The sequence below is a fragment of the Enterobacter cloacae complex sp. SHL012 genome, assembly GCF_049237505.1.
Taxonomy (GTDB): Bacteria; Pseudomonadota; Gammaproteobacteria; order Enterobacterales; family Enterobacteriaceae; genus Enterobacter; species Enterobacter kobei.
The window spans coordinates 86,383-111,105 of record NZ_JBMKIZ010000002.1; the positions used below are offsets into that span (position 1 = coordinate 86,383).

Annotated in this window: 25 protein-coding genes; 6 read left to right on the forward strand and 19 right to left on the reverse strand. The window is 55.7% G+C overall.

Annotated elements, in window-relative coordinates:
* Nucleotides 1-5: 5 nt before the first annotated feature.
* From fabD to yceD, 5 genes are all read right to left on the reverse strand, one after another.
* The gene (gene fabD / locus ACOTY9_RS08080) at nt 6-935 is read right to left on the reverse strand and encodes an ACP S-malonyltransferase (protein WP_014883378.1); all 930 of its coding nucleotides are present in this window, start codon (nt 933-935) and stop codon (nt 6-8) included.
* 16 nt (nt 936-951) lie between these two features.
* The gene (locus ACOTY9_RS08085; RefSeq protein ID WP_023332696.1) at nt 952-1,905 is read right to left on the reverse strand and encodes a beta-ketoacyl-ACP synthase III; all 954 of its coding nucleotides are present in this window, start codon (nt 1,903-1,905) and stop codon (nt 952-954) included.
* 6 nt (nt 1,906-1,911) lie between these two features.
* On the reverse strand, nt 1,912-2,946 hold the full coding sequence (gene plsX, locus ACOTY9_RS08090; protein WP_014883376.1) for a phosphate acyltransferase PlsX: 1,035 nt from the start codon (nt 2,944-2,946) through the stop codon (nt 1,912-1,914).
* An 80-nt stretch (nt 2,947-3,026) separates the two neighbouring features.
* Entirely contained in the window at nt 3,027-3,200 is a 174-nt protein-coding gene (gene rpmF / locus ACOTY9_RS08095) for a 50S ribosomal protein L32 (RefSeq protein WP_003857964.1), read from the reverse strand.
* A gap of 16 nt (nt 3,201-3,216) precedes the next feature.
* Entirely contained in the window at nt 3,217-3,738 is a 522-nt protein-coding gene (yceD, locus tag ACOTY9_RS08100) for a 23S rRNA accumulation protein YceD (RefSeq protein ID WP_014883375.1), read from the reverse strand.
* A gap of 140 nt (nt 3,739-3,878) precedes the next feature.
* On the opposite strand from yceD, the gene ACOTY9_RS08105 reads away from it, so the two are divergent.
* Nucleotides 3,879-4,463 carry a Maf family protein gene (locus tag ACOTY9_RS08105; protein WP_023332694.1) on the forward strand — a complete coding sequence of 195 codons (585 nt, stop codon included), beginning with the start codon at nt 3,879-3,881 and terminating at the stop codon, nt 4,461-4,463.
* Nucleotides 4,464-4,542: 79 nt separating this feature from the next.
* Here the strand turns inward: ACOTY9_RS08105 and rluC are convergent, their stop codons facing one another.
* The gene (rluC, locus tag ACOTY9_RS08110; RefSeq protein WP_014883373.1) at nt 4,543-5,490 is read right to left on the reverse strand and encodes a 23S rRNA pseudouridine(955/2504/2580) synthase RluC; all 948 of its coding nucleotides are present in this window, start codon (nt 5,488-5,490) and stop codon (nt 4,543-4,545) included.
* 572 nt (nt 5,491-6,062) lie between these two features.
* Between rluC and rne the strand changes: the two genes are divergently transcribed.
* Nucleotides 6,063-9,179, forward strand: a complete 3,117-nt coding sequence (rne, locus tag ACOTY9_RS08115) for a ribonuclease E (RefSeq protein WP_348565633.1) — start codon at nt 6,063-6,065, stop codon at nt 9,177-9,179.
* 40 nt (nt 9,180-9,219) lie between these two features.
* On the opposite strand, the gene ACOTY9_RS08120 is transcribed toward rne, so the two are convergent.
* Nucleotides 9,220-10,251, reverse strand: coding sequence for a LysR family transcriptional regulator (locus ACOTY9_RS08120; protein WP_421637344.1), 1,032 nt, complete (start codon nt 10,249-10,251; stop codon nt 9,220-9,222).
* Nucleotides 10,252-10,267: 16 nt separating this feature from the next.
* Here ACOTY9_RS08120 and ACOTY9_RS08125 point away from each other — a divergent pair, with 16 nt between their 5' ends.
* On the forward strand, nt 10,268-11,482 hold the full coding sequence (locus tag ACOTY9_RS08125; protein ID WP_045135546.1) for an MFS transporter: 1,215 nt from the start codon (nt 10,268-10,270) through the stop codon (nt 11,480-11,482).
* A 75-nt stretch (nt 11,483-11,557) separates the two neighbouring features.
* On the opposite strand, the gene flgL is transcribed toward ACOTY9_RS08125, so the two are convergent.
* The 11 genes from flgL to flgB all read right to left on the reverse strand — a co-directional run bounded on the left by flgL (nt 11,558) and on the right by flgB (nt 21,409).
* Entirely contained in the window at nt 11,558-12,511 is a 954-nt protein-coding gene (flgL, locus tag ACOTY9_RS08130) for a flagellar hook-associated protein FlgL (RefSeq protein WP_063861562.1), read from the reverse strand.
* 14 nt (nt 12,512-12,525) lie between these two features.
* On the reverse strand, nt 12,526-14,163 hold the full coding sequence (flgK, locus tag ACOTY9_RS08135) for a flagellar hook-associated protein FlgK (RefSeq protein WP_063861561.1): 1,638 nt from the start codon (nt 14,161-14,163) through the stop codon (nt 12,526-12,528).
* A gap of 75 nt (nt 14,164-14,238) precedes the next feature.
* The gene (flgJ, locus tag ACOTY9_RS08140) at nt 14,239-15,192 is read right to left on the reverse strand and encodes a flagellar assembly peptidoglycan hydrolase FlgJ (RefSeq protein ID WP_023332690.1); all 954 of its coding nucleotides are present in this window, start codon (nt 15,190-15,192) and stop codon (nt 14,239-14,241) included.
* A complete protein-coding gene (locus ACOTY9_RS08145; RefSeq protein ID WP_014883366.1) occupies nt 15,192-16,289 on the reverse strand; it encodes a flagellar basal body P-ring protein FlgI in 1,098 nt (365 codons plus the stop codon). The genes flgJ and ACOTY9_RS08145 overlap by 1 nt, the downstream gene beginning before the upstream one ends.
* A 12-nt stretch (nt 16,290-16,301) precedes the next feature.
* Nucleotides 16,302-17,000, reverse strand: a complete 699-nt coding sequence (flgH, locus tag ACOTY9_RS08150; protein WP_003857987.1) for a flagellar basal body L-ring protein FlgH — start codon at nt 16,998-17,000, stop codon at nt 16,302-16,304.
* A 57-nt stretch (nt 17,001-17,057) separates the two neighbouring features.
* Nucleotides 17,058-17,840: a flagellar basal-body rod protein FlgG gene (gene flgG / locus ACOTY9_RS08155; protein ID WP_008500810.1), complete on the reverse strand. Its 783-nt coding sequence runs from the start codon at nt 17,838-17,840 to the stop codon at nt 17,058-17,060.
* Between the two features lie 11 nt (nt 17,841-17,851).
* Entirely contained in the window at nt 17,852-18,607 is a 756-nt protein-coding gene (locus ACOTY9_RS08160) for a flagellar basal body rod protein FlgF (RefSeq protein ID WP_014883365.1), read from the reverse strand.
* 20 nt (nt 18,608-18,627) lie between these two features.
* Nucleotides 18,628-19,836 carry a flagellar hook protein FlgE gene (gene flgE / locus ACOTY9_RS08165; RefSeq protein WP_014883364.1) on the reverse strand — a complete coding sequence of 403 codons (1,209 nt, stop codon included), beginning with the start codon at nt 19,834-19,836 and terminating at the stop codon, nt 18,628-18,630.
* A gap of 26 nt (nt 19,837-19,862) precedes the next feature.
* Nucleotides 19,863-20,573: a flagellar hook assembly protein FlgD gene (flgD, locus tag ACOTY9_RS08170; protein WP_014883363.1), complete on the reverse strand. Its 711-nt coding sequence runs from the start codon at nt 20,571-20,573 to the stop codon at nt 19,863-19,865.
* Nucleotides 20,574-20,584: 11 nt separating this feature from the next.
* Nucleotides 20,585-20,989 (reverse strand): flagellar basal body rod protein FlgC, encoded by a 405-nt coding sequence (gene flgC / locus ACOTY9_RS08175; RefSeq protein WP_013097138.1) that lies wholly within the window; start codon nt 20,987-20,989, stop codon nt 20,585-20,587.
* A 3-nt stretch (nt 20,990-20,992) separates the two neighbouring features.
* Nucleotides 20,993-21,409: a flagellar basal body rod protein FlgB gene (flgB, locus tag ACOTY9_RS08180; protein WP_014883362.1), complete on the reverse strand. Its 417-nt coding sequence runs from the start codon at nt 21,407-21,409 to the stop codon at nt 20,993-20,995.
* Between the two features lie 157 nt (nt 21,410-21,566).
* On the opposite strand from flgB, the gene flgA reads away from it, so the two are divergent.
* From flgA to flgN, 3 genes are all read left to right on the forward strand, one after another.
* Entirely contained in the window at nt 21,567-22,226 is a 660-nt protein-coding gene (flgA, locus tag ACOTY9_RS08185) for a flagellar basal body P-ring formation chaperone FlgA (protein ID WP_063614087.1), read from the forward strand.
* Nucleotides 22,227-22,319: 93 nt separating this feature from the next.
* Complete coding sequence (flgM, locus tag ACOTY9_RS08190) at nt 22,320-22,613, forward strand: flagellar biosynthesis anti-sigma factor FlgM (RefSeq protein WP_014883360.1); 294 nt, start codon at nt 22,320-22,322, stop codon at nt 22,611-22,613.
* 4 nt (nt 22,614-22,617) lie between these two features.
* Complete coding sequence (flgN, locus tag ACOTY9_RS08195) at nt 22,618-23,043, forward strand: flagella biosynthesis chaperone FlgN (protein ID WP_014883359.1); 426 nt, start codon at nt 22,618-22,620, stop codon at nt 23,041-23,043.
* A gap of 59 nt (nt 23,044-23,102) precedes the next feature.
* On the opposite strand, the gene murJ is transcribed toward flgN, so the two are convergent.
* Nucleotides 23,103-24,638 carry a murein biosynthesis integral membrane protein MurJ gene (murJ, locus tag ACOTY9_RS08200; RefSeq protein ID WP_045269404.1) on the reverse strand — a complete coding sequence of 512 codons (1,536 nt, stop codon included), beginning with the start codon at nt 24,636-24,638 and terminating at the stop codon, nt 23,103-23,105.
* Nucleotides 24,639-24,723: the final 85 nt, after the last annotated feature.

Here is a 24,723-nt window from a genome sequence, read left to right on the forward strand (position 1 = left end):
CTCTTTTATTGCGAGAGTGCCGCTGACATCGCTTCCGGCTCGTTAATCGCGGACGCTGTCAGGGTGTCAACAATACGTTTTGTCAGACCGGTGAGGACCTTACCTGGGCCGACTTCATACAGTTGCTCAACGCCCTGAGCGGCCATAAACTCAACGGTTTTGGTCCACTGTACCGGGCTGTAGAGCTGGCGAACCAGCGCGTCGCGGATGGCTTCCGGCGCGGTTTCGCATTTCACATCGACGTTGTTCACAACGGAAATCGTCGGTGCGTTAAAGGTGATTTTTTCCAGCTCAACCGCCAGTTTCTCGGCAGCGGGCTTCATCAATGCACAGTGAGACGGCACGCTCACCGGCAGCGGCAGTGCACGTTTCGCGCCTGCAGCTTTACAGGCAGCACCGGCACGTTCAACCGCTTCTTTATGACCGGCGATAACAACCTGGCCTGGCGAGTTGAAGTTAACCGGAGAAACCACCTGACCTTCAGCAGACTCTTCACACGCTTTTGCAATCGCGGCATCATCCAGGCCGATAATGGCAGACATGCCACCCGTGCCTTCCGGCACCGCTTCCTGCATGAATTTACCGCGCAGTTCCACCAGACGCACCGCGTCAGCAAACGCGATCACACCGGCGCAGACCAGCGCAGAATATTCTCCCAGGCTATGACCCGCGAGCAGCGCGGGGGCTTTACCACCCTGCTGCTGCCAGACGCGCCACAGTGCAACGGAGGCGGTCAGCAATGCTGGCTGGGTCTGCCAGGTTTTGTTCAGCTCTTCGGCCGGACCCTGTTGAGTCAGCGCCCACAGATCATAACCCAGTGCGTCAGAAGCTTCACGAAAAGTCTCTTCAATGACCGGGTAGTTTGCTGCCATTTCAGACAACATCCCAACGGTTTGAGAACCCTGGCCCGGGAACACAAAAGCAAATTGCGTCATTTTTTTATTCCTTATCCTAGAAACGAACCAGCGCGGAACCCCAGGTGAACCCGCCACCGAAGGCTTCAAGCAAGACCAACTGGCCCCGTTTGATTCGTCCGTCGCGTACCGCTTCATCAAATGCGCACGGTACTGACGCCGCAGAGGTGTTGCCGTGACGGTCCAGCGTCACCACAACGTTATCCATCGACATGCCCAGCTTTTTAGCGGTCGCGCTGATGATACGCAGGTTCGCCTGATGCGGTACCAGCCAGTCGAGTGCGGTACGTTCAAGGTTGTTCGCTTCCAGCGTCTCATCGACAATGTGCGCAAGCTCAGTCACCGCCACCTTGAACACCTCATTACCCGCCATGGTCAGGTAAATAGCGTTATCCGGATTAACGCGATCGGCGTTAGGCAGCGTTAACAGTTCACCGTAGCGACCATCGGCATGCAAATGCGTAGAGATGATACCCGGCTCTTCGGACTGCCCCAGCAGCACCGCGCCTGCACCATCACCAAAAATAATGATCGTCCCGCGATCGGTTGGATCGCAGGTACGCGCCAGTACGTCAGCACCGATCACCAGCGCATATTTGACGGAACCCGATTTAACATACTGATCGGCAATGCTCAGCGCATAGGTAAAGCCTGCACACGCGGCGGCAACGTCAAACGCCGGGCAGCCTTTAATACCGAGCATGTTTTGCACCTGGCACGCTGCGCTAGGGAAAGCATGCGTGGCAGACGTCGTAGCGACCACGATCAAGCCAATCTGTTCTTTATCAATGCCCGCCATTTCGATAGCACGCTGTGCGGCTTCGTAACCCATGGTGGACACGGTTTCGTCTGGCGCGGCGATACGACGTTCACGGATACCTGTGCGCGTGACAATCCACTCGTCAGACGTATCTACCATTTTTTCCAGATCGGCGTTGGTACGCACTTGTTTTGGCAGGTAGCTGCCGGTACCTAAAATCTTCGTATACATGTACGCTCAGTCACTTTTAGCTAATACAGATTCCAGGCGAGCGGCAATCCGCTGAGGGACTTGTCGCTGCACCGCCTGCACTGCCTGTTCAATGGCGACAGAAAATGCTCGCTGATTGGCGGCTCCGTGACTCTTAATCACAATGCCGCGCAATCCTAACAGACAGGCGCCATTATACTGGTCGGGGTTGAGGTGACTGAATCGCCGCGTCAGGCTTTTTTGTAACCAACGCTTCAATAAAATCAGCCACCAGGCACTTTTTTTGCCCTCTCCCTGAGATTTCAGCAGAGAAAGGAACATGCGCACGACCCCTTCCATGGTCTTCAACGTGACGTTCCCGGTGAAGCCATCGCACACCAGAACGTCCGTTTTCCCCGTCAGCAACTCATTGGCTTCGAGATAACCAATATAGTTGATGGAGGGAACCTGTTTGAGCATTTCAGCAGCTTCGCGAATGCTGTCCAGGCCTTTGGTCTCTTCTTCACCAATATTTAATAACGCCACGCGGGGATTCTTAATCCCGACCACGTCTTCTGCCAGCACCGATCCCATCACGGCGAACTGAGCCAGCATGGTACTATCACAATCCACGTTAGCACCGAGATCCAGCACCACCGTTTTGCCCTTTTGTTGATGCGGTAATACCGTCACCAGCGCCGGGCGCTCAATACCCTCAATCGGCTTGAGCAATAATTTCGACAGCCCCATCAGCGCGCCGGTATTTCCCGCACTGACGCAAGCCTGCGCTCGCCCTTCTTTCACCAGCTCCAGCGCGATCCGCATTGAGCTCCCACGGCTGTTGCGAATCGCCTGCGAAGGCCGGGCATCACTGGCAATAACTGACTGCGCAGGAATAATCTGCAGACGTGAACGTTGTTCAAAGTCAGCTTTTGCAAGTAATGGCGTGATTGTGTCGGGATTGCCGACTAAAAGAAGTGTGAGTTGCGAATTAGAATTCAGTGCCTGCAATGCTGCAGGCACTGTCACGGAAGGGCCAAAATCTCCCCCCATGACATCTAACGCCAGGGTTAGACGTGTCAAGGTATCGTCGCAGCCTGGTTCGGTAACTTCCCCGTTTGCACGGGGAAATCCTCACTAAGCCTAATCACGCTGACGCGTGATTACTTAGTGATAACCTTGCGGCCGCGGTAGAAACCGTCAGCGGTGATGTGGTGACGCAGGTGTTTCTCACCAGAAGTCTTGTCTACAGACAGGCTGGTAACTGCAGTCAGCGCGTCATGGGAACGACGCATGCCACGTTTGGAACGGGTTGGTTTATTCTGTTGTACGGCCATGGACCTTACTCCTCAATTACTTACGCTTTAAGCTGGCTAATACGGCAAATGGGTTTGGTTTTTGCGCTTCATCAGGCAATTCCCCAAAGACCATGTCCGCCTCGGACACTTCACAGTGTTCAGAATCATGCACCGGAACCACTGGCAAGGTGAGGATGATTTCATCTTCAACCAGAGCCAGAAGATCGATTTCACCGAATTCGTTTACCTCAATCGGCTCATACGCTTCCGGGAGTGCTTCAGCCTGTTCGTCAGAACGAACCGGACTAAAACAATACGTTGTGTGAACATGCTGTACAAACGGTTTCCCGCAACGCTGACACTCGAGGGTTACCGTCACCTTTGCATCACCGGTTAAAACGGCGAGACGCTGGTTGTCGATAGCGAACGACATGGAGCATTCTACATCACTGTCCACACTGACTACGGATTCGGCAATACGCTCAGCCTGATCGGAAGTATAAATACCTTCGTAATCGAGGCGTTTTTGAGCCGTACGAACCGGATCAAGAGTCAGGGGTAATTTTACCTTTTGCATAGGGCGCGCATATTAACTTTGTAACGTCATAGAGTCAAAGAAAAAGGCAACCAGAGCTGCCTTTTGCCAATTATTCGCACACATTGCGGCCTGTAGTTTAAAATGGCTGGCATCGATACGCTATATCTGGTGATAAAAATATGCCAAATCTCGTCCTTGCTTCCACTTCTCCTTACCGCCGAATGTTGCTGGAAAAGCTTGGGATCCCGTTTGAATGTGCCGCACCGGATGTTGATGAAACGCCACAGCCTGGTGAATCACCACGACATCTGGTGAGCCGTCTCGCTAAGGAGAAGGCGCAGTCGCTCGCCGCGCGCTATCCTTCACACTTGATTATAGGCTCCGATCAGGTTTGTGTGCTGGACGGAGAAATAACAGGTAAACCGCACACTGAAGAGAACGCGTTCAAACAGCTTATGCAGGCGCGTGGCAACATTGTGACCTTTTATACGGGTCTGGCGCTCTATAACTCCGCCTCTGGTCATCTGCAAACGGAGTGTGAGCCTTTTGACGTGCACTTCCGCCATCTCAGCGAGCAGGAGATCATGGATTATGTACGCCGGGAGCGTCCGCTGAACTGTGCGGGAAGTTTTAAAAGTGAAGGATTGGGGATTGCGCTATTCGACAAGCTGGACGGACGCGATCCGAATACGCTGGTGGGGTTACCGTTGATAGCGCTGTGCCAGATGTTGCGCAGAGAAGCGTGTAATCCGCTGACCCTGTGACGTTTGCACAGCGGCGCTTCGCTTGCATGGGCCTACAGGTTTCGTAGGCCGGGTAAGCGCAGCGCCACCCGGCACATAATCAGCCGCGCAAAACCTTCAGGCAGCGTTTCAACTGCTCATCCAGCGGCGCTTCAATACGAATGACTTCCCCGGTATTCGGATGGGTAAACTTCAGCGCAGCCGCATGCAGGAACAGACGAGACAAGCCGGTTCCCGCCAGCTGCTTATCAAATTCGCGATCGCCATAGCGGTCATCAAACGCAATCGGATGGCCCGCAAACTGCGTATGCACGCGAATCTGATGGGTACGCCCCGTCACCGGGCTGCAGCGTACCAGCGTGGCAAACTCATAGCGCTCTTCAACTTTAAAGCGCGTCTCAGACGGTTTCCCTTCCTGGTTTACGCGGACGATGCGCTCACCGCTTTGCAGAATGTTCTTCAGCAACGGCGCCTGCACCACTTTCACATGGGACTGCCACTGACCGCGCACCAGCGCGAGATAATCTTTCTGCATGCCTTTCTCACGCAGTTGCTCATGCAGGGAACGCAGCGCGGAACGCTTTTTCGCCACCAGCAGCACGCCGGAGGTATCACGGTCAAGACGGTGAACCAGCTCGAGGAAACGGGCTTCCGGACGCAGCGCGCGTAACCCTTCAATCACGCCGAAGCTCAGACCGCTACCGCCGTGGACTGCGGTCCCTGACGGCTTGTTCAGCACCAGAATGTGGTCGTCTTCATACAGGATCACATCACTCAGAGCCGCCACTTTCTGTAATTTAGGTGAAACGGTCTCTTCTTCACGCTCGGCAACGCGCACCGGCGGAATGCGCACTTCATCACCCGCCTCGAGTTTGTACTCGGGCTTCACGCGTTTTTTGTTAACCCGCACCTCGCCCTTACGCAGGATGCGGTAAATCATGCTCTTTGGCACCCCTTTCAGCTGGGTACGCAAAAAGTTGTCGATACGTTGCCCCGCGTCATCATCCGCGATAGCAACCATTTTTACGGCTGGAGTCTCTGTTTTCATGGTTGGCGATTCTAAATATCGTCAGCCATTAGCGCCACTCATTTTTCTATGCTTATATTTACTTTTGTCCGGCCTGCACCCCGTTTCACGCAATCGATTTGGTGGTTATTAAACCAATCACCGTTTTGAAGTGAAGAAACTGTGAGTAACCGGGTGATAATTGGTAAAAGTCATCTTGCTATAACCCGGCGAGCAGTGGAATAATGAAGCCGTTTTCCGTGTTAAATCCTGGTTACGTAAGGATGTTGACGGAATGACCAATTTTGCCTGACCGATCATCCACGCAGCAATGGCGTAAGACGTATTGATCTTTCAGGCAGTTAGCGGGCTGCGGGTTGCAGTACTTCCCGGTATAAGGATTGTTCTCTGGAGAGTTCTACCCAGGCAATTCCCCTGATAATTGCGCTGTGTTTCCGTATGAAATACAGGCAACCGACACTCTGCGCCTCTTAAGCGAGCGACAACCGTGAGGTTGGCGACGTGAACAGACACGAGGCCATCGGTTCATACCCCGGAAAGCGTCACCTTGCCCGCAGCTTTGTCGTCAATGTAAGAATAACGAGTAAGTTACGATGAAAAGAATGTTAATCAACGCAACTCAGCAAGAAGAGTTGCGTGTCGCCCTTGTGGATGGGCAGCGCCTGTACGATCTGGATATCGAAAGTCCTGGACACGAACAGAAAAAAGCGAACATTTACAAAGGTAAAATCACCCGCATTGAACCCAGCCTTGAAGCTGCATTTGTTGATTACGGTGCTGAGCGTCATGGTTTCCTCCCTCTGAAAGAAATCGCCCGCGAATATTTCCCTGCCAACTACAACGCCCATGGCCGCCCAAACATCAAAGATGTTCTGCGTGAAGGTCAGGAAGTTATCGTCCAGATTGATAAAGAAGAGCGTGGCAACAAAGGTGCCGCACTGACTACCTTTATTAGCCTGGCAGGGAGCTATCTGGTGCTGATGCCAAACAACCCGCGTGCGGGTGGCATCTCTCGCCGTATCGAAGGTGATGACCGTACCGAGCTGAAAGAAGCGCTGGCAAGCCTTGAGCTGCCGGATGGCATGGGGCTTATCGTGCGTACCGCAGGCGTGGGCAAATCTGCCGAAGCGCTGCAGTGGGACTTAAGCTTCCGCCTGAAGCACTGGGAAGCTATCCAGAAAGCTGCAGAAAGCCGCCCTGCTCCGTTCCTGATCCACCAGGAAAGCAACGTTATCGTGCGTGCCTTCCGTGACTACCTGCGTCAGGACATCGGTGAAATCCTGATCGACAACCCAAAAGTGCTTGAACTGGCTCGCCAGCACATCGCCGCACTGGGTCGTCCGGATTTCACCAGCAAAATCAAACTGTACACCGGCGAAATCCCGCTGTTCAGCCACTATCAGATTGAATCCCAGATTGAGTCCGCCTTCCAGCGTGAAGTGCGCCTGCCCTCTGGCGGTTCTATCGTAATCGATACAACAGAAGCGCTGACCGCAATCGACATCAACTCCGCACGTGCCACACGCGGCGGTGACATCGAAGAGACCGCCTTCAACACCAACCTTGAAGCCGCAGATGAAATCGCCCGCCAGCTCCGCCTGCGCGACCTGGGTGGTCTGATTGTTATCGACTTCATCGACATGACGCCGGTCCGCCACCAGCGTGCGGTCGAGAACCGCCTGCGTGAAGCGGTACGTCAGGATCGTGCACGTATCCAGATTAGCCATATCTCGCGCTTCGGCCTGCTGGAGATGTCCCGCCAGCGCCTGAGCCCGTCGCTGGGTGAATCCAGCCATCACGTCTGCCCGCGTTGCTCCGGCACCGGTACCGTACGTGATAACGAATCTCTCTCCCTCTCTATCCTGCGTCTGATTGAAGAAGAAGCGCTGAAAGAGAACACCAAAGAGGTTCACGCCATTGTCCCTGTGCCAATTGCCTCCTACCTGCTGAACGAAAAACGTGCTGCGGTGAGTGCTATCGAAGCACGTCAGGGCGGCGTTCGCTGCATCATCGTGCCAAACGACCAGATGGAAACCCCGCACTACCACGTGCTGCGTGTCCGTAAAGGTGAAGAGACCAGCACGCTCAGCTATCTGCTGCCGAAACTGCACGAAGAAGAGATGGCGCTGCCTTCCGATGAGGAACCCGCCGAGCGCAAACTGCCAGAGCAGCCTGCGTTAGCCACTTTCATCATGCCAGAAGCACCGCCAGAAGCGGCCCTGGAAAAACCGGTCACTAAACCTGTCGTGCAGAAACCAGAAGCCGCGGCACCGAAAGCCCAGCCCGCGCAACCGGGTCTGCTGAGCCGCTTCTTCGGCGCGCTGAAAAAGATGTTTGCGGGTGAAGAAGTCCAGCCAGAGCAGCCGAAAGAAGAACCAAAAGCGGCTAAACCTGAGCGTCAGCAGGATCGTCGTAAACGTCAGAACAACCGCCGCGATCGTAATGACCGCAACGACCGTAACGATCGTAACGACCGTCGTGACAACCGTTCAGACAACAGCGAAGGCCGCGAGCAACGCGAAGACAACCGTCGCAACCGTCGCGAGAAACAACAGCAGAACGTTGAAGATCGTGAAATTCGCCAGCAGGCGGGCGATGAGTCTGAGAAGGGCAAACAGCGTGACGACCAGCAGCCACGTCGCGAACGTAGCCGTCGTCGTAACGACGAGAAACGTCAGGCGCAGCAGGAAGTCAAAAACCTGAACCGCGAAGAGCCTGTAGAGCAGCAGGACGGCGAGCAGGAAGAACGTACTCAGGTTATGCCACGTCGTAAGCAGCGCCAGCTGACGCAGAAAGTGCGCATTGGTGCTCCTCAGGCAGAAGAAACCGCAGCTGTAGCGGCTGAAGTACCGGAAGCCGCAACGGGTACGCAGATTGCAAAAGTTGATCTGCCAGCCGTTGTGGAAAATCACGTTGAGCAGGATGAGAATGGGGAAAACCGTGACAACGCAGGCATGCCGCGCCGTTCACGTCGTTCTCCGCGTCATCTGCGCGTCAGCGGCCAGCGTCGTCGTCGTTACCGTGACGAGCGTTACCCGACTCAGTCTCCAATGCCGTTGACCGTCGCGTGCGCGTCACCTGAAATGGCATCCGGCAAAGTCTGGATCCGTTACCCGGTTGCTCGCCCGGAGCAGGCTGTTGAAGAACAGGCTGTGACCGAAGAGGTGATTGCACCTGTCGCAGCGGTTGAAGAGGTCGTGACTGAAGCCGCAACCGTGGTTGAGCCTCAGGCTGTTGAAACAGCAGAACCTCAGGCTGTAGAAGTCGAAACCACGCACCCTGAAGTGATTGCCGCACCGGTTGAAGCCGCTCCACAGCTGATTGCTGAAGAAGATGTCGTGGTCGCTAAGGACGTCGCTGAAGAGGCTGAACCTGTAGCCGCAGTGGAAGAGACCGCTGAAGCCATCGTCGAAACCACCGCTGAAGACGTTGTTCAGGACGTTGAGATTCAGGTTGAACCGGTTGTCGAAGACGTGAAAGTGCCTGAAGTGGAGCCAGAGCCGGTTAAGATTGTCGCCGCGCCTGCGCCAGTTCACGTTGCAACAGCGCCGATGACACGTGCTCCGGCACCGGATTATGTGCCTGAAGCACCGCGTCACAGCGACTGGGTTCGCCCGGAATTCAACTTCGAAGGTAAAGGTGCAGCCGGTGGTCACAGTGCTACGCACAAGGCTACTGCACCAGCCACCCGTCCGCAGTCTGTTGAATAACGGACGCTGGCGCTGAAAGCCGACCTTCGGGTCGGCTTTTTTATGGCTGCTGCACGGGCTTTCTCATTCCCGTTACCTCCGGCATGACCTGCCGCATCAACTCCAGAAAACGCCGCAAACGCGCAGGATAATAACGAGACCAGGGATAAACCAGATGCACCGGTAATGCCGCCGGTTGCCACTCTGGCAGCACATGCACCAGCCGCCCTTCCCGAATATCGTCATGTACCGTCCAGCTTGACACTACCGCCACACCCAGCCCGGTGAGTGTCGTTTTACGTGCAACATACAGGCTGTCGGTGCTGAGTCGCGGAGTAATGTCAATTCGCGCGGTGGCTGACGAAGCATCATGAAAAAGCTCTACATGACGCTGGTAGAAAGAGTTAATGGCAATCCACGGAAACGGTTGCAAATCCTCAGGCGTGTTAACCGCCGGGAAACGTGCCAGTAAAGCCGGAGATGCCACCACCGAGCGCGGCACTTCCGCCAGCAGCACGGATACGGTCGCCGGATCGACTTCTGCCCCCACCCGAATAGCACAATCAAGGTTGTCACCGAGAAAATCAGCCGACCGATCGTTGAGCAACCACTCAATGGAAAGCTGCGGATAACGCTGCAAAAACTCGGTTAACGGTTGCAGGAGTTGATCCTGACCAAACGCGTGCGGTGCCCGCACCCTCAACACACCTACCGGTTCATCTTCCGTATGCCCCACCTCATCTTCCAGTGCCAGCCAGCTGTCAATCACCCGACGAGCGTGCTGGTAGCAGCGTTCACCGTCATCCGTCAGCCGCGCCGTATGGGTGGTGCGCAACATCAGGCGTACGCCCAGCATCGTCTCAAGCGATTGCAGCCGTCGACTCACCGTGGCCTGGGTTGTTGCCAGCTGGCGTGCCGCAGCAGAGAGTGAACCAGCCTCAACAATACGGACAAACGTTCGCATTAACTCCACCCTGTCTATACGCTCAACTCTTTTCATTATCTTTCCACTTATACGTTCAACGTATAAGCGTTTTACCACTGGGCCCGCTACCGTCGCAAGGCGTCCTGGTAAAAAATAGCCGTACACCATGAATGAGGAATGTCTTATGAACACAACCACTGCCGCCCATGCCGTAAGCCGCTGGGTCATTTTAATGCTGGCACTCGGGGCTGGCTTTAGCGTGGCATCTATCTATTATGCCCAGCCTCTGCTGCCCCTGATGGGCGCAGACCTTCACCTGAGTATCGAAGGAATGGGCATGGTCCCGACGCTCACCCAGGCCGGTTATGCCTTAGGGATCCTGTTCCTGTTACCGCTCGGCGACCGCCACGACCGCAGGACGTTAATACTGATAAAAAGTGCTGCGCTGGCGCTGTTTCTTCTGGGCTGTAGTCTGACCGGACAGATCCACTCCCTGCTGCTGACGAGTCTGCTCATCGGCATGGCCGCCACCATGGCGCAGGATATTGTCCCGGCAGCGGCTATTCTTGCGCCGGAAGGTAAACAGGGGAAAACCGTGGGTACGGTGATGACCGGTCTGCTGCTGGGGATTTTGCTCTCCCGAACCGTCAGCGGTGTCGTGGGCGAAGCGTTCGGCTGGCGCGTGATGTATCAGCTGGCTGCGGTAAGCATTGCATTTATCGGCGTGGTGATGTGGGCGGTACTTCCTCGTTTTGCCATTCACTCCACGCTGAGCTATCCCGCGCTTATGCGCTCAATGGCGCATTTGTGGCGTCGTTACCCCGCTCTGCGCCGTGCGGCGCTGGCTCAGGGTTTTCTGTCGATTGCCTTTAGTGCCTTCTGGTCTACGCTGGCGGTCATGCTGCTGGAACGCTATCACCTCGGGAGTGCAGTCGCGGGTGGTTTTGGTATCGCCGGTGCGGCCGGTGCGTTAGCCGCGCCGCTGGCGGGTGGTCTGGCAGACAAATTGGGTGCCGGGAAAGTCACGCAGCTCGGTGCTATCCTCGTGACCATCTCGTTTGCCCTGATGTTCCTGATGCCCGCGCTGGGGGTGCACGGACAGCTGGTTCTGATTGCCCTCTCTGCTGTCGGGTTCGATCTGGGTCTGCAGTCCAGTCTGGTTGCACACCAGAATCTGGTCTATAGCCTTGAACCGCAGGCGCGCGGTCGTCTTAACGCCCTGCTCTTTACCGTGATCTTTATCGGCATGGCATTGGGCTCCGCATTAGGCAGCAATATTTATACGCTGGCGGGCTGGACGGGCGTGGTCGCTCTGGCAACGGTATGCGGCATCATTGCGCTGGCAATCCGTCTGGTTGAAAGCGCCCGCCTCGCCTCAGCGCCGGCGGAAATGGCATAAAAAAAATGCCCAATCCAGACGGATTGGGCAGCAAAACATGCCCAGTTTCAAGACATGTTCTAAGAGGTCAAGATGTTATTTGTTCAGCTGGAACAGAGACATGCCCTGCATATCGCTAAACGCTTTATACGAGGCCTGCAAAGCCGCCTGCTGCATAATGTAAGAAGAAATTGCACTGTTCCAGTCAACATCGACCAGATCGCTCATCTGCTGTGTCTGTCCCAGCGCACGGTCATCGCCGAGGTTATCGAGTTTTTCCAGTTCGTTCATCTTGGTACCCACATCCGCCACGACGGTCAGGACATTGTTCTGGGTATTGGTGATGCCGATCTGTGCGTCAGAAATCGCTTTATTCTGCACTTCCGCCGCCGCAGAATCGTTATCAACAGGAACCTTAAGTGCGGAAATCGCCGAGTCGAGGATCTTGAACATATTCGTCTCGCCATAACCGCCGCCAGGCAGTTCTTTCGCGTTACTGGTAATACTTTCGAAGATCTGCTGACCAGTATGGCTAATCACCATATTACGGGCGGTATCAACCTGCTGAGAGATGGCCAGTGTTCCCCCGTTGTAATCACCGGTAACGGAATCAAACGGTGGCGCTTCGGTCTTATAGCCAGCAAAAATATACCGGCCATTACCATCCGCTGAGTTTGCCAGGTTCATCAGCTGATCGCGGATACCCTGCAAGTCACTCGCCAGTGACAGACGATCGTCATCACTTAACGTGCCATTTCCTGCGTTGACGAGTTTCTCTTTCGCGCTGGTAATTGCCGCGTTAACCTGGCTCAGCACGTTATCTTCCAGAGACACTTTTTGCGTGGCGAACGTTCTTGCCAGAGCAAACTGGCTATTCTGGGATTGCGATTGTGAAAGTACAACCGCCTGCGACGCCGCGATAGGATCGTCAGACGGACGGTTAACACGCTTGCCGGTGGACATTTGCTCACCGTAGCTCAGCCACTTGCTCTGGGAATCGGTGATTCCCCGCATGTTCTGGTCGTACATCATCTGGGTGCTAATACGCATTTCTCACCTCAGCCTTAGCGAATATTGATAATTGCATCAAAGAGCGTGCTGGCAGTTTGTAACACCTGCGCATTGGCAAGGTAATACTGCTGATAGCGCTGCAGGTTGCCATACTCTTCGTCGAGGTTTACCCCAGAGATGGACTGCTGCTGCTTAGTCAGTTGCGTCGCCACATTCGCTTTCGTTTCGCTGCTGGTTTTCAGCGCGGCGGTTGAGCTGCCGACCGTACTGACGAGGGAAGCATAAGCATCGTTGAACGTCTTATTCCCGCCGACAACCTTACTGTTTTGCAGGTCCAGCAGTTTTTGGCCATTGCGGTTGTCGCTCTCGCCGCCGTTGCTTGCAGATGCCATAGCCAGTTTAGACTCATCTTTGAACTTGAGTTCCATATTGACGATGACATCGGAAACAGGCTTGACGGTGAAACTGTCTTTGGCGTTCGCGCTACCGGTCACGTTGACGCTCAGGCCATCAAAGGACAGATTGCCACTTGCATCTGGGGCCATGGTAAAGCTGGTTTTATCCGAACGGGTGATAGTCCAGTCGGTACCGTTAAACTGCAGCTTATAATCGGTCGCCTGCACTTTGGTGCTGTCTGCCACAGTGGCTGTCATTGCAGCCGTACCGGTATTGCGGCTGTTAGTCACCACGGCTGGCGAACCAAAGTCGAACAATTTGCCACCGGCATCACCATTGGCATCAAACCCGGCTTCATGCTGCTTATTCATCGCGTCCGCAAAGGCCAGTGCGAGCTGGTTGAGGTTGTTACGCGCTTTATCCAGATCTTCTGAGCGGAACGTAAACAAGCCCCCCAGAGAACCGGTGGTGATCATTTTCTCGGGAATTTCGACGTTGCCGGACACCTCATCGCTGTAGGCGATAGTGGTCCGGGTCGGATCGGCGCTGGATTTTACCGCGGCTAACTGGTTTGCTTTGCTCCCCTGCACCAGGCTGTAACCATTGCCAAAGGAGACGTTATAGGTGCCACCGTCCTGAACAGCCACTTCAACACCCACAATTTGGTTCAGCTCACTCACCAGCTGATCGCGCTGATCCAGCAGATCATTTGGCGATGAACCTGCTCCCACGCCAGTAAGACGGGAAATCTGATCGTTCAGATTCGCAATCTGTTTTGCGTAGTTGTTGATCTGCTCGACGCTTGAAGCAATGGCCGTATTAACCTGTGAATCCTGGTCACGGAGATACTGATCGTTCGTTTTGAACTGATTCACCAGACCGTCCGCTTTACCCAGCACCGTTTGACGTGCAGCCGGGTCTTCGGCGTTGCTCACCAGCGTTTGCAGACTCTTGAAGAAATCCTGCAGGGTGGTCGAAAGCGAGTTCGTGGTATCGGAGAGCACATCGTCAATTTTTGACATCTGCTGATAGCGCGTCGTCAGGCCGCTGCTCTGGGTCTGCGCGGCGCGCAGCTGGTTGGTGATGAAAGCGTCATACTCACGCTGGACACCGGAGACATACACCCCGTTACCCACCCAGCCACCGCCGGTCAGCGTGCTGTTAGAGGCACCCAGTACCGTGGTCTGGCGGGTGTAACCTGCCACGTTATAGCTTGAAATATTATTACTGACGGTATTGAGTGCCGACTGCGCGGCACTGAGGCCACTCATGGCGCTGTTAATCAAACTGGACATGGGGGTTCCTTTTATACGTTCAGACACGAGTCCTGATGAAGGTTATCGGCAACCTCCACCGGGACTTGAGAACTTTCAGAACAGATTTTCAATATCTGTGCTATAGGCTTTACTGACCTTCTCGCCCATGGATTTCAGCTGCTGGATCATGCTGGTAAGCTTACGAGCGTAGTTCGGGTCGGTCGCGTAGCCTGCGTTTTGCAGGGCCTGAGCGCCCTGCTCCGCCGTCGCCGCCTGCGTAACGGCGGTATAACGTGGATTTCGGCTCAGCAGACCGACATAGTCGGACAATGCTTCCAGATAGGAGCTGTAAACACGGAATTTCGCTTTCACCTTCACCGCCGCACCGTTCTCGTATTCGGTGGTGGTGATCTCCGTTGTCGGTCCCTTCCAGCTGGAGGTGGCCTTCACGCCGAAGATGTTAAAGCTCGGGTCGCCGTTTTCCTTACGGATCTGGCGCTGGCCCCACCCGGATTCCAGCGCGGCCTGAGCCAGAATCAGATGGTGTGGCACACCGCTCTGCTCACTGGCAAGGCGGGCCGGCAGCGAAAGCTGTGCCAGAAAGTCTTTGCTGTCACCGGAGAGCGGCTCGTCGCTGCTCACCGTCGCCTTCGGTATCGCTTTACGCACCATTTGCGTAAGGGCCTGGTTCTGATAGCTGGTCACCGTTTGCAGGTCAAACTTCATCGGTACCTGCTGCGGCTCATCTTTCGGCTGGATCCCCTGCGCGGCTTCGGTCTGTTTGACTATCATGTCAGCCAGACCGAGGCCTTTACCGGCGGTCATCTGCTGCGCAATCTGCTGGTCATACATGCTGGTGTAAAGACGCGTTGAATCGCTGCTGAACATCCCGTCTTTCGGCAGGGTTTCACGCATGCTTTTCAGCATCATCTGTACAAACATCCCTTCCACCTGGCGGGCGACCGGGCGGATATTCGCCGCCGGGTCTTTACCTGCTTTGGTTTTCAGTTCGTTGAGCGACTGGGCATCCCAGGCGGCACTGGTCAACAGTTTGCTATCGGTCAGCATCAGATGATTTCCAGTTTGGCGCGCAGACAGCCTGCACTTTGCATGGACTGCAGAATGGACATCAGATCCATCGGCGTGGCACCCAGCGCATTCAGCGCACGCACGACGCTGTTCAGGTTGGCGCTGGAGCGTACGCTCTGCAGAGAACCACCGCTCTGACGTAAATCAATCTGCGTTTGTGGCGTCACCACCGTCTGGCCGCCACCAAATGGGGTATCCGGCTGGCTGACGTTGGCAGAACGGTTAACCGTCACGGAGAGGTTACCCTGCGCCACGGCGCAGCTATCCAGCGAGACTTCCCGGTTCATCACCACGGAGCCCGTACGGGAGTTGATGATCACTTTGGCATCCTGAACAGGGACGTTCACTTCCATATTCTGGATATCGGCCAGCATGCGCACCTGGTTGCTGCTGCCTGTGGAGGTACGGATCTGCACGGTACGGGCATCCAGCGCCGTCGCACTGCCATAGCCGCGGCTGCGGTTGATGGTGTCGGCGATCTGCTGCGCCATGGTGAAATCTTCGTTGTTCAGCTGCAGGTTGATGGTATTCCCGGCGCCGAACTGGGTCGGCAGTTCACGCTCAATGATCGCGCCGTTGGTAATGCGTCCGCCGTTCAGCTGGTTCACCTGCACACTGCTACCGCCAGCTGAGGCCCCCGCACCGCCGACCAGAATGTTACCCTGCGCCAGGGCATAGACCTGGCTGTCGACGCCTTTCAGCGGCGTCATCAGCAGCGTACCGCCGCGCAGGCTTTTGGCGTTCCCCATAGAGGAGACCACCACATCAATGGTCTGCCCCTGGCGTGCAAACGCCGGGTAAGAGGCCGTGACCATGACCGCAGCCACGTTTTTCAGCTGCATGTTGGTTCCCGCCGGAACGGTAATACCGAGCTGGGAAAGCATGTTGTTCAGGCTCTGCGTCGTGAATGGCGTCTGGGTTGTCTGGTCACCCGTACCGTCCAGCCCCACAACCAGGCCATAGCCAATCAGCGAGTTCTCGCGTACGCCCTGAACGCTGGTGAGATCGCGAATACGGTCAGCCTGGGCAAAGGTAGCCACCAGAACCAGCGCCACGGCGAAGATCGATTTAAACATGGGTCACCTCGCTTACATCGGCGATAAATTAAGGAAGAAGCGCTGCAGCCAACCCATATTTTGCGCTTCATTAATGTAGCCGTTACCGACGTACTCAATGCGCGCATCCGCCACCTGAGTGGACGGAACGGTGTTGGTGCCGCTGATGGTGCGTGGATTCACCACGCCCGAGAAGCGAATGAATTCAGTGCCCTGGTTAATGGCGATCTGTTTTTCACCCACAACGTGTAAGTTGCCGTTGACCAGCACCTGGTCAACCGTGACCGTCAGCGTACCGCTAAAGGTATTGCTGGCGTTCGCGCCACCTTTACCGTTAAAGGTATTGCCGCCGGAAGCCTCAACGTCCGCTCGCGCATTGCCGAAGAGCCCTTGCAGATAACGCGGTACGGTGTCAAAGCCAAAATTGGTTTTGCCATCTCGGCTGGCATTCGCCGACGAGCTCTTGCTCGCGCTGACGTTTTCCTGCAGAACAATGGTCAATGTATCGCCGACGTTACGCGGGCGGCGATCTTCAAACAGCGGCTGATAACCGTAATTAATCGGCTGCGCGGTCTGGAAAATAGAGCCGTTTACCACTGGCGCAGGGCCAGGAACGGGTTGGGCAGTCGTCGCACCCTGGACCAATGGTTTAGACGGGATCCAGGCACACCCGCTGAGGGTGACGGCCAGGACAGTCAGTATCGGATAACGAAACGCCGCGTTTTTTTGCATTGCCTTCATCTTCGAAAACAGGGAGCCGGTGCGGCGTTTACCGCACCGGGCTACACCTTAGAGTTGCGTCAGTTTTTGCAGCATCTGATCGGTCGTCGAGACTGCTTTACTGTTAATTTCATACGCGCGCTGAACCTGGATCATATTCACCAGCTCTTCCGCCACGTTCACGTTGGAGGTTTCTACATACCCCTGATACAGCAAACCCGCGCCGTTCAGGCCAGGCGTGCTTTCATTTGGCGTACCGGAGGATTGCGTTTCGGTGTAGAGGTTCTCACCAATGCTTTCCAGACCGGTATCGTTCATGAAGGTGGTCAGGTTGAGCTGTCCGACCTGGACCGGCGCAGCCTGGCCCTGCTGGGTCACGCTGACCACACCGTCGCGGCCGATAGTAATGCTCAGAGCGTTCGCCGGAATGGTGATCGCAGGTTGAACCTGGAAACCGCCCGCCGTCACCAGCTGGCCGTTCTGATCGACCTGGAACGAGCCGTCACGGGTATAGGCAGAAGTACCGTCAGGCAACTGCACCTGGAAGAAGCCCTGACCTTTGATTGCCACGTCTTTACTGTTGTTGGTCTGAGACAGGTTGCCCTGGCTGTGCAGACGCTCGGTGGCCACCGGGCGAACACCGGTACCGATCTGCAGACCTGACGGCAACGTCGTCTGTTCAGAAGACTGCGCGCCCGGCTGACGGATGGTTTGATAAAGCAAATCTTCGAAAACGGCGCGCTGACGCTTGAAACCATTGGTGCTGACGTTTGCCAGGTTGTTGGCAATCACATCCATGTTGGTTTGCTGCGCGTCCAGGCCAGTTTTCGCGATCCATAAAGAACTGATCATAAAGAGTCCTGTTAACTCATAGACAGAAGTTGGTTAGCCTTGCCCGCGTTTTCATCCACGCTGCTGATAATTTTCATCTGCATTTCGAAACGACGGGCGCTGGCGATCATGTCGCTCATGGCGGCTACCGGCTTGACGTTACTGCCTTCCAGAACGCCGGACATCACGCGGATGCTCGGATCGGCCTGTAACGTAGCACCACGGGTAGCCTGAGCAGCCTGGGTCAGACGGAACATCCCGTCGTCACCACGCTGCACCTCTTTGCCTTCCGCTTTCACCAGTTTCAGTCGTCCGACAGGGGCAACGGTATTGGCCGGATCGCCCGGGTTCAGCGCGGAGATGGTACCGTCAGCCGCGATGGTCAACTCAGAGCCTTCAGGCACCGTCAGCGGACCCGCTTCCCCCATCACCGGATGACCCTGAATCGTCAACTGGCCGGTTGCACTAACCTGGATATTCCCGTTACGGGTATAGCCTTCGCTGCCATCAGCGGTCTGCACCGCCAGCCAGCCGTCCTGCTGCAGCGCAACGTCCAGCGGGCGTGAGGTGTAATCCATCTGCCCTGGCGTCATATCTGCGCCAGGGGTAGAGGCTGCGACCAGCGTACGGGTCGGCAGGGAAAGACCTTCTACCGGCACCGCGCGCAACGCATTCAGCTGCGCGCGAAAGCCCGGCGTCGAGGCGTTTGCCAGGTTGCTGGCAGTAACGGCCTGCTGATTGAGCGTCTGACTTGCCGCGCCCATCGCGGTATATATTGCGTGATCCATTGCGCTTTCCTGTTAGCCGCTTAACGCAGGTTAACCAGCGTGTTGAGGATCTGATCCTGGGTCTTGATGGTCTGCGCGTTCGACTGATAGTTACGTTGCGCGACAATCATGTTCACCAGCTCTTTACTCAGATCGACGTTTGAGGCTTCCAGCGCACCGTTGGTCAGCGTACCGAAGTTACCGCTTCCCGCCGTACCCAGCAGCGCCACGCCGGAGGACTGGGTAGCCGACCAGACGTTATCGCCTTCAGACTTCAGGCCTTCGTTGTTGGCGAAGTTTGCCAGCACGATCTGACCCAGCACCTGAGTCTGTTCGTTGGAATAGTTCCCCACCACGGTACCGTCATCGTTGATCTGATAGCTCACCAGATCGCCCGGCTTGAAGCCGTTCTGGCTGGTCGCCACGATATTGTTTGCGCCGGTGTTCTGCTGCATAGAGTTAGCAAAACTCATGGCGAAGGTCGCAGGGGTCGCACCCGGGATGGTCCCGGTCGTCAGGTTGATGTTTCCACCACCGGTCAACGTCCCGTTATTATCGAAGGTCAGCGTGGTGGCCAGTGCCGCCGTGCTGCCTGCCACGCTACCGTCCTGGGCATACACTTTCCAGGAGTTGGCCGGAGTCGCATCTTTGACGTAAAACAGGTTCATGTTGTGCGCATTACCCTGGCTATCAAAGACGGTTACCGTGCCTTTTTTGTTGTAGGTATCCGGGTTAGCCGGATCAAAGGCGGTGGTCGGTGCGGTGTCGGTGGAATTGAGGTTAATCTGCTGGGAAGCCGTGGAGGTGGACTTCGCGGCCATCAGCGTGGTCGGGATATTAATCGCCTGTGGATTCGCACCGGTCTGAACCGTTGATGGCGTGCCGGCAACCGGATAACCGGTTAATTGCATCCCCTGCATGTTCACCAGGTTACGGTTCTCGTCCAGCTTAAACTGGCCGTTACGGCTGTAGAACACCGAGCCGTTTGCATCGACCATACGGAAGAAACCGTTCTGGCTGATGGCAACGTCCAGGCCGCGCCCGGTATTGGTGGTGGTGCCGTCAGTAAAGTCCTGAGTGATGCCCGCAACTTTGACGCCCAGACCCACTTTGGAACCGGCAAACATGTCTGCAAAGGAAGCAGAACCGGATTTAAAACCATAGGTCGCGGAGTTGGCGATGTTGTTGCCAATGACATCCAGGTTGGTGGCCGCAGCATTCAGGCCGCTGACCGCTTGAGAAAAGGCCATGACTTACTCCTGATAAGTGTTAAGGCTTAGATAATCTGCCGAACTTCGTCGAGTGTGGTGGTACCTGAGGTACCCAAATCCAGTTTGTTGCCGTCGCCCCCTCTAATCACGCCCTGAACCAGCGCGAACTGCAGCGGCTGCGCCACCAGCTGGGTTGTCCCGTTGCTGGCGCTAATCGCGACTTTGTAGGAGCCATTTGGTGCTTTGGTGCCGTCCGCCAGGCTGCCATCCCAGGTAAAGGTATGAACGCCCGCCTTCAGCTCACCAATGTCGATGGTGCGAACAACCGCGCCGGTCGAGTCGGTGATCGTCGCAGTCACTTTGTCAGCGGCCTGCTGCAATTCAACGCCAAACGGGGTCGTCGTGGTGGTCGAGGTACCGTCTGTGGTGCTGGTGCCGGCAAGAATAGTGGTGCCCGGGATCATTACCCCGTGACCAATCAGGCTGGCCGCCTGCAGAGACTGGCTGCTGTTAATCTGGCCGGAGACGGAACCCAGGGTCGTGTTAAGTTTCTCAATGCCGCTCACGGTACTGATCTGCGCAAGCTGCGTCGTCAGTTCGTTGTTCTGCATTGGGTTCGTGGGATCCTGGTTCTTCAGCTGAGCCACCAGCAGCGTCAGAAAGCTGCTCTGCAAGTCGGAGGCGTTACTTCCCGTCAGGGAGCTGGAGCTTGTCGAACTTTGGGTGTTATTAACACCCGTGTTCGTGGGATCATTCACATTGACGGCGATGGACATGCGTGTCTCCTTTACTGGCCGAGAGTGAGTGTTTTGAGCATCATGCTCTTCACGGTATTAAGCACTTCGACGTTCGCCTGGTAGCTACGAGAGGCCGACATGGAGTTCACCATCTCACCTACCACATCCACGTTTGGCATCTTCACGTATCCGTTAGCGTCCGCAAGCGGGTTACCGGGCTCATACACCAGCTTGTCCGGCGCCTGGCTCTCTACCACGTCAGACACCTTCACGCCGCCCGTGGCCGCACCGGGCGCCGCATCGACCTGAAAGACGACCTGTTTGGCACGGTAAGGCTGTCCGTCAGGTCCGGTCACGCTGTCGGCATTCGCCAGGTTACTGGCCGCCACGTTCAGACGTTTGGACTGGGCGGTTAACGCCGAACCGGCGATATCAAAAATGTTCAGCAAGGCCATTTATCAGTTGCCCCCCTGCAGGACGTTCATCATGCCTTTGATTTGTCCGCCGAGTAGGGTCAGGCCCGTCTGGTATTTCAGGCTGTTATCGGCGAACTGCGTACGCTCCCGGTCCATATCCACGGTGTTACCGTCGAGTGATGGCTGGTCGGGGATGCGATAAAGTAAATCGGTCGCTGGCGCGGTCATCGCCTGAGCAGGAATATGGCGAGAGGATGTCATGGCAAGTGCAACACCCGTTCCTTCGGCACGTCCACGCTCCATCACCTTTTTGAGTTCACTGGAAAAATCAATATCGCGCGCCTGATACCCGGGCGTATCGGCGTTAGCGATGTTGGCGGCTAAAATCTCCTGCCGCTGGGCGCGTAAATTGAGCGCTTCCTGCTGAAAACGTAACGCGGCGTCGAGTTTATCGAGCATGTCTCCTCCGCTGATGGCAAAATTTCAGTTCACAGCTTAAATCTCACCCGGTCTCCCCTATCGACGGAATAAGCGCAAAATGCGTCGCTATTTATTCCGTTGATGCAAAACCACTGCAGGTAGAATTCAGTCAACTCTGGAAACGGTGGAACTTGCGATGCAAACGTTAAAACGTGGTCTGGTGGCGGCTTTCTTGCTGTTTAGCCCTCTGGTGCAGGCTGAAGGTTTACAGGATCAGTTAACGGCTTTCTTTGCGGAAAAGCTGGCAGGCTTTAGCGATGACGTTACCGTTACCGTACGTACGCCCCCGAATATGTACCCCACCTGTGAGCAACCGTCATTCAGCGTCACGGGAACCACGAAGCTGTGGGGCAATGTGAACGTGCTGGCTCGCTGCGCCAACGAAAAACGCTATTTACAGGTTGCCGTTCAGGCGACGGGCAATTATGTTGTTGCCGCCGTGCCTATTGCGCGTGGCAGCCTGCTGCAGGCAAACAGCGTGACGTTGAAGCGCGGGCGCCTGGATCAGCTCCCGCCACGGACAATGCTGGAAATGAACCAGGCACAGGATGCCGTCAGCCTGCGCGATGTTGCGCCAGGCCAGCCGATTCAGCTTTCAATGCTGCGCCAGGCATGGCGTGTCAAAGCGGGACAGCAGGTGATGGTTGTGGCCAACGGAGACGGCTTTAGCATCAACAGTGAAGGGAAAGCGTTAAACAATGCCGCGGTCGCGCAAAACGCCCGCGTCAGAATGTCCTCAGGCCAGGTGGTGAGCGGAACCGTCGATTCTGATGGGAATATTCTGATTAACCTATAATCTTTTTAAAGATTTCGCGGCGCGTGCCGATAAATATTCAACTAATGATGATGTCAGGCGCAAACGCCGCGAACCCTCGATGAGGACAACACTATGAGCATTGATCGTACATCAGCCCTGAAGCCGGTAAGCGCTGTACAGCCTCGCGAAACGAATGACGCTACCCCTCAGAAAACGCGTCTGGAAAAACCGTCAACGTCTAACAGCACCAGCGTGACGCTGAGCGATGCCCAGGCAAAACTGATGCAGCCCGGCAGCAACGATATCAATATGGAACGTGTGGAAGCGCTGAAAACCGCAATTCGTAACGGCGAGCTGAAAATGGACACCAGCAAAATCGCTGACGCCCTGATTCAGGAAGCACAGAGTTTCTTACAGAGTAACTAACCGTATGAGTCGACTGTCAGAAATACTGGATCACATGACGGTTGTCCTGAACGACCTGAAAACGGTAATGGACGCTGAACAGCAGCACCTCTCTTCCGGTAACATCAACGGCAGTGCGCTGCAGCGGATTACTGAGGATAAGAGTTCGCTTCTGGCGACGCTGGATTATCTGGAGCAGCAACGACGCGCTGAGCAGGATCCTAAGCGCAGCGCCAATGACGATATTGTTGAGCGCTGGCAGACCATAACGGAAAAAACCCAGCACCTGCGCGACCTCAACCAGCATAACGGCTGGCTGCTTGAAGGCCAGATAGAGCGTAATCAGCAGGCGCTTGAGGTGTTGAAGCCGCATAAAGAAACCGGACTTTACGGTGCGGATGGTCAGACAGCGACGGCGCGCATTGCGGGTGTGAAAAAGATTTCGATTTGACGCATCTGCGACAAATCATGCAGTGGGGAGCACCCTAAGGTGAACTCCCCTTTTGGCGTTTATGCCGTACGGCGGGCAAATTCTTTCACTTTGAAGCCCAGTACAGCGAGCGTGGCAAAGTAAGCTACCACCCCAACGCCCACCACGGCCATCAGCCGCATCAGACGATAAGGCATCGTGCCCTGGGACCACTCTGGCATAACATGCATCATCCCGAGTAATGCCGCAGACATCACCAGTACTGCAATAATCAACCGCACAAGGAAGCTCGCCCAGCCCGGCTGCGGCGTAAAGATATCCTGCTTGCGCAGTTGCCAGTACAACAGCCCGGCATTCAGACAGGCCGCCAGACCAATAGACAGCGACAGACCGGCATGCTTCAGCGGGCCGATAAACGCCAGGTTCATCAGCTGCGTCATAATCAGCGTCACAATGGCAATTTTCACCGGCGTTTTAATGTCCTGACGCGAGTAGAACCCCGGAGCCAGCACCTTGACGACAATCAGCCCCATCAAGCCGACGGAGTAGGCAATCAGCGCCCGCTGGGTCATCGCGGCGTCAAAGGCAGTGAATTTACCGTACTGGAACAGGGACACCGTCAGCGGCTTGGCCAGAATCCCCAGCGCCACCGCACTTGGCAATGCCAGCAGGAAGCAGAGACGTAACCCCCAGTCCATCAGGCGGCAGTATTCATCATGGTTGCCGCTGGCAAAGCTTTTTGACAGCGACGGCAGCAGGATGGTCCCCAGCGCCACGCCCAGCACACCGGATGGAAACTCCATCAGACGGTCCGCGTAATACATCCACGACACAGAGCCCGACACCAGGAAAGAGGCAAAGATGGTGTTGATGATAAGCGAGATCTGGCTGACGGAGACGCCAAGAATGGCGGGCCCCATCTGCTTAATCACGCGCATCGCGCCGGCATCTTTGAGATTAATGCGCGGCAGCACCAGCATACCGATTTTCTTCAGGTGCGGCAGCTGATACGCCAGCTGCAGCACGCCGCCCACGGTTACCGCCCAGGCCAGCGCCAGTACCGGTGGGTTGAAATGCGGCGCGGCGAACAGGGCAAAACCGATCATGCTGACGTTAAGGAACGTCGGCGCAAACGCCGGAACGGAGAAACGGTTCCAGGTGTTCAGTATCGCCCCCACCAGCGAGGCCAGCGAGATCAGCAGAATATAGGGGAAGGTAATGCGCAGCAGCTGCGAGGTCAGTGCAAATTTATCAGCCGTATCGGCAAAACCGGGGGCGGTCACCAGAATCACCCACGGCGCGGCCAGCATCCCGATAACGGTCACCACGGCCAGCGCCAGGGTCAGTAGTCCCGAAACGTAAGAGACAAAGACGCGGGTCGCATCCTCGCCCTGCTTGCTTTTATATTCCGCGAGAATAGGCACAAATGCCTGCGAAAATGCCCCTTCCGCAAAAATACGACGCAACAGATTTGGCAATTTGAACGCGACGAAAAAGGCGTCCGTCGCCATTCCTGCACCAAAAACTCTTGCCACAATCGCGTCACGTGCAAAGCCCAGCACGCGAGAAAACATGGTCATCGAGCTGACTGCCGCCAGCGATTTTAATAAGTTCATTAACGTGAATTTCCAGAACCATACGGATTTGTAGGCCGGGTTAGCATAAGCGCCACCCGGCAAAGCCAACAAGCGGCGCTTAGTC

What these genes read in the sequence shown, in the direction of transcription:
- ACOTY9_RS08085 (WP_023332696.1), bottom strand. Translation starts at nt 1,905, where the DNA reads ATGTATACGAAGATTTTAGGTACCGGCAGCTACCTGCCAAAACAAGTG.
- yceD (WP_014883375.1), bottom strand. Translation starts at nt 3,738, where the DNA reads ATGCAAAAGGTAAAATTACCCCTGACTCTTGATCCGGTTCGTACGGCT.
- flgD (WP_014883363.1), bottom strand. Translation starts at nt 20,573, where the DNA reads ATGTCCATCGCCGTCAATGTGAATGATCCCACGAACACGGGTGTTAAT.
- flgC (WP_013097138.1), bottom strand. Translation starts at nt 20,989, where the DNA reads ATGGCCTTGCTGAACATTTTTGATATCGCCGGTTCGGCGTTAACCGCC.
- rne (WP_348565633.1), top strand. Translation starts at nt 6,063, where the DNA reads ATGAAAAGAATGTTAATCAACGCAACTCAGCAAGAAGAGTTGCGTGTC.
- flgB (WP_014883362.1), bottom strand. Translation starts at nt 21,409, where the DNA reads ATGCTCGATAAACTCGACGCCGCGTTACGTTTTCAGCAGGAAGCGCTC.
- flgE (WP_014883364.1), bottom strand. Translation starts at nt 19,836, where the DNA reads ATGGCCTTTTCTCAAGCGGTCAGCGGCCTGAATGCTGCGGCCACCAAC.
- murJ (WP_045269404.1), bottom strand. Translation starts at nt 24,638, where the DNA reads ATGAACTTATTAAAATCGCTGGCGGCAGTCAGCTCGATGACCATGTTT.
- flgJ (WP_023332690.1), bottom strand. Translation starts at nt 15,192, where the DNA reads ATGCTGACCGATAGCAAACTGTTGACCAGTGCCGCCTGGGATGCCCAG.
- ACOTY9_RS08120 (WP_421637344.1), bottom strand. Translation starts at nt 10,251, where the DNA reads ATGGTGTACGGCTATTTTTTACCAGGACGCCTTGCGACGGTAGCGGGC.
- fabD (WP_014883378.1), bottom strand. Translation starts at nt 935, where the DNA reads ATGACGCAATTTGCTTTTGTGTTCCCGGGCCAGGGTTCTCAAACCGTT.
- rluC (WP_014883373.1), bottom strand. Translation starts at nt 5,490, where the DNA reads ATGAAAACAGAGACTCCAGCCGTAAAAATGGTTGCTATCGCGGATGAT.
- ACOTY9_RS08105 (WP_023332694.1), top strand. Translation starts at nt 3,879, where the DNA reads ATGCCAAATCTCGTCCTTGCTTCCACTTCTCCTTACCGCCGAATGTTG.
- flgG (WP_008500810.1), bottom strand. Translation starts at nt 17,840, where the DNA reads ATGATCAGTTCTTTATGGATCGCGAAAACTGGCCTGGACGCGCAGCAA.
- ACOTY9_RS08145 (WP_014883366.1), bottom strand. Translation starts at nt 16,289, where the DNA reads ATGTTTAAATCGATCTTCGCCGTGGCGCTGGTTCTGGTGGCTACCTTT.
- rpmF (WP_003857964.1), bottom strand. Translation starts at nt 3,200, where the DNA reads ATGGCCGTACAACAGAATAAACCAACCCGTTCCAAACGTGGCATGCGT.
- flgA (WP_063614087.1), top strand. Translation starts at nt 21,567, where the DNA reads ATGCAAACGTTAAAACGTGGTCTGGTGGCGGCTTTCTTGCTGTTTAGC.
- ACOTY9_RS08125 (WP_045135546.1), top strand. Translation starts at nt 10,268, where the DNA reads ATGAACACAACCACTGCCGCCCATGCCGTAAGCCGCTGGGTCATTTTA.
- flgK (WP_063861561.1), bottom strand. Translation starts at nt 14,163, where the DNA reads ATGTCCAGTTTGATTAACAGCGCCATGAGTGGCCTCAGTGCCGCGCAG.
- ACOTY9_RS08160 (WP_014883365.1), bottom strand. Translation starts at nt 18,607, where the DNA reads ATGGATCACGCAATATATACCGCGATGGGCGCGGCAAGTCAGACGCTC.
- flgL (WP_063861562.1), bottom strand. Translation starts at nt 12,511, where the DNA reads ATGCGTATTAGCACCCAGATGATGTACGACCAGAACATGCGGGGAATC.
- flgM (WP_014883360.1), top strand. Translation starts at nt 22,320, where the DNA reads ATGAGCATTGATCGTACATCAGCCCTGAAGCCGGTAAGCGCTGTACAG.
- flgH (WP_003857987.1), bottom strand. Translation starts at nt 17,000, where the DNA reads ATGCAAAAAAACGCGGCGTTTCGTTATCCGATACTGACTGTCCTGGCC.
- flgN (WP_014883359.1), top strand. Translation starts at nt 22,618, where the DNA reads ATGAGTCGACTGTCAGAAATACTGGATCACATGACGGTTGTCCTGAAC.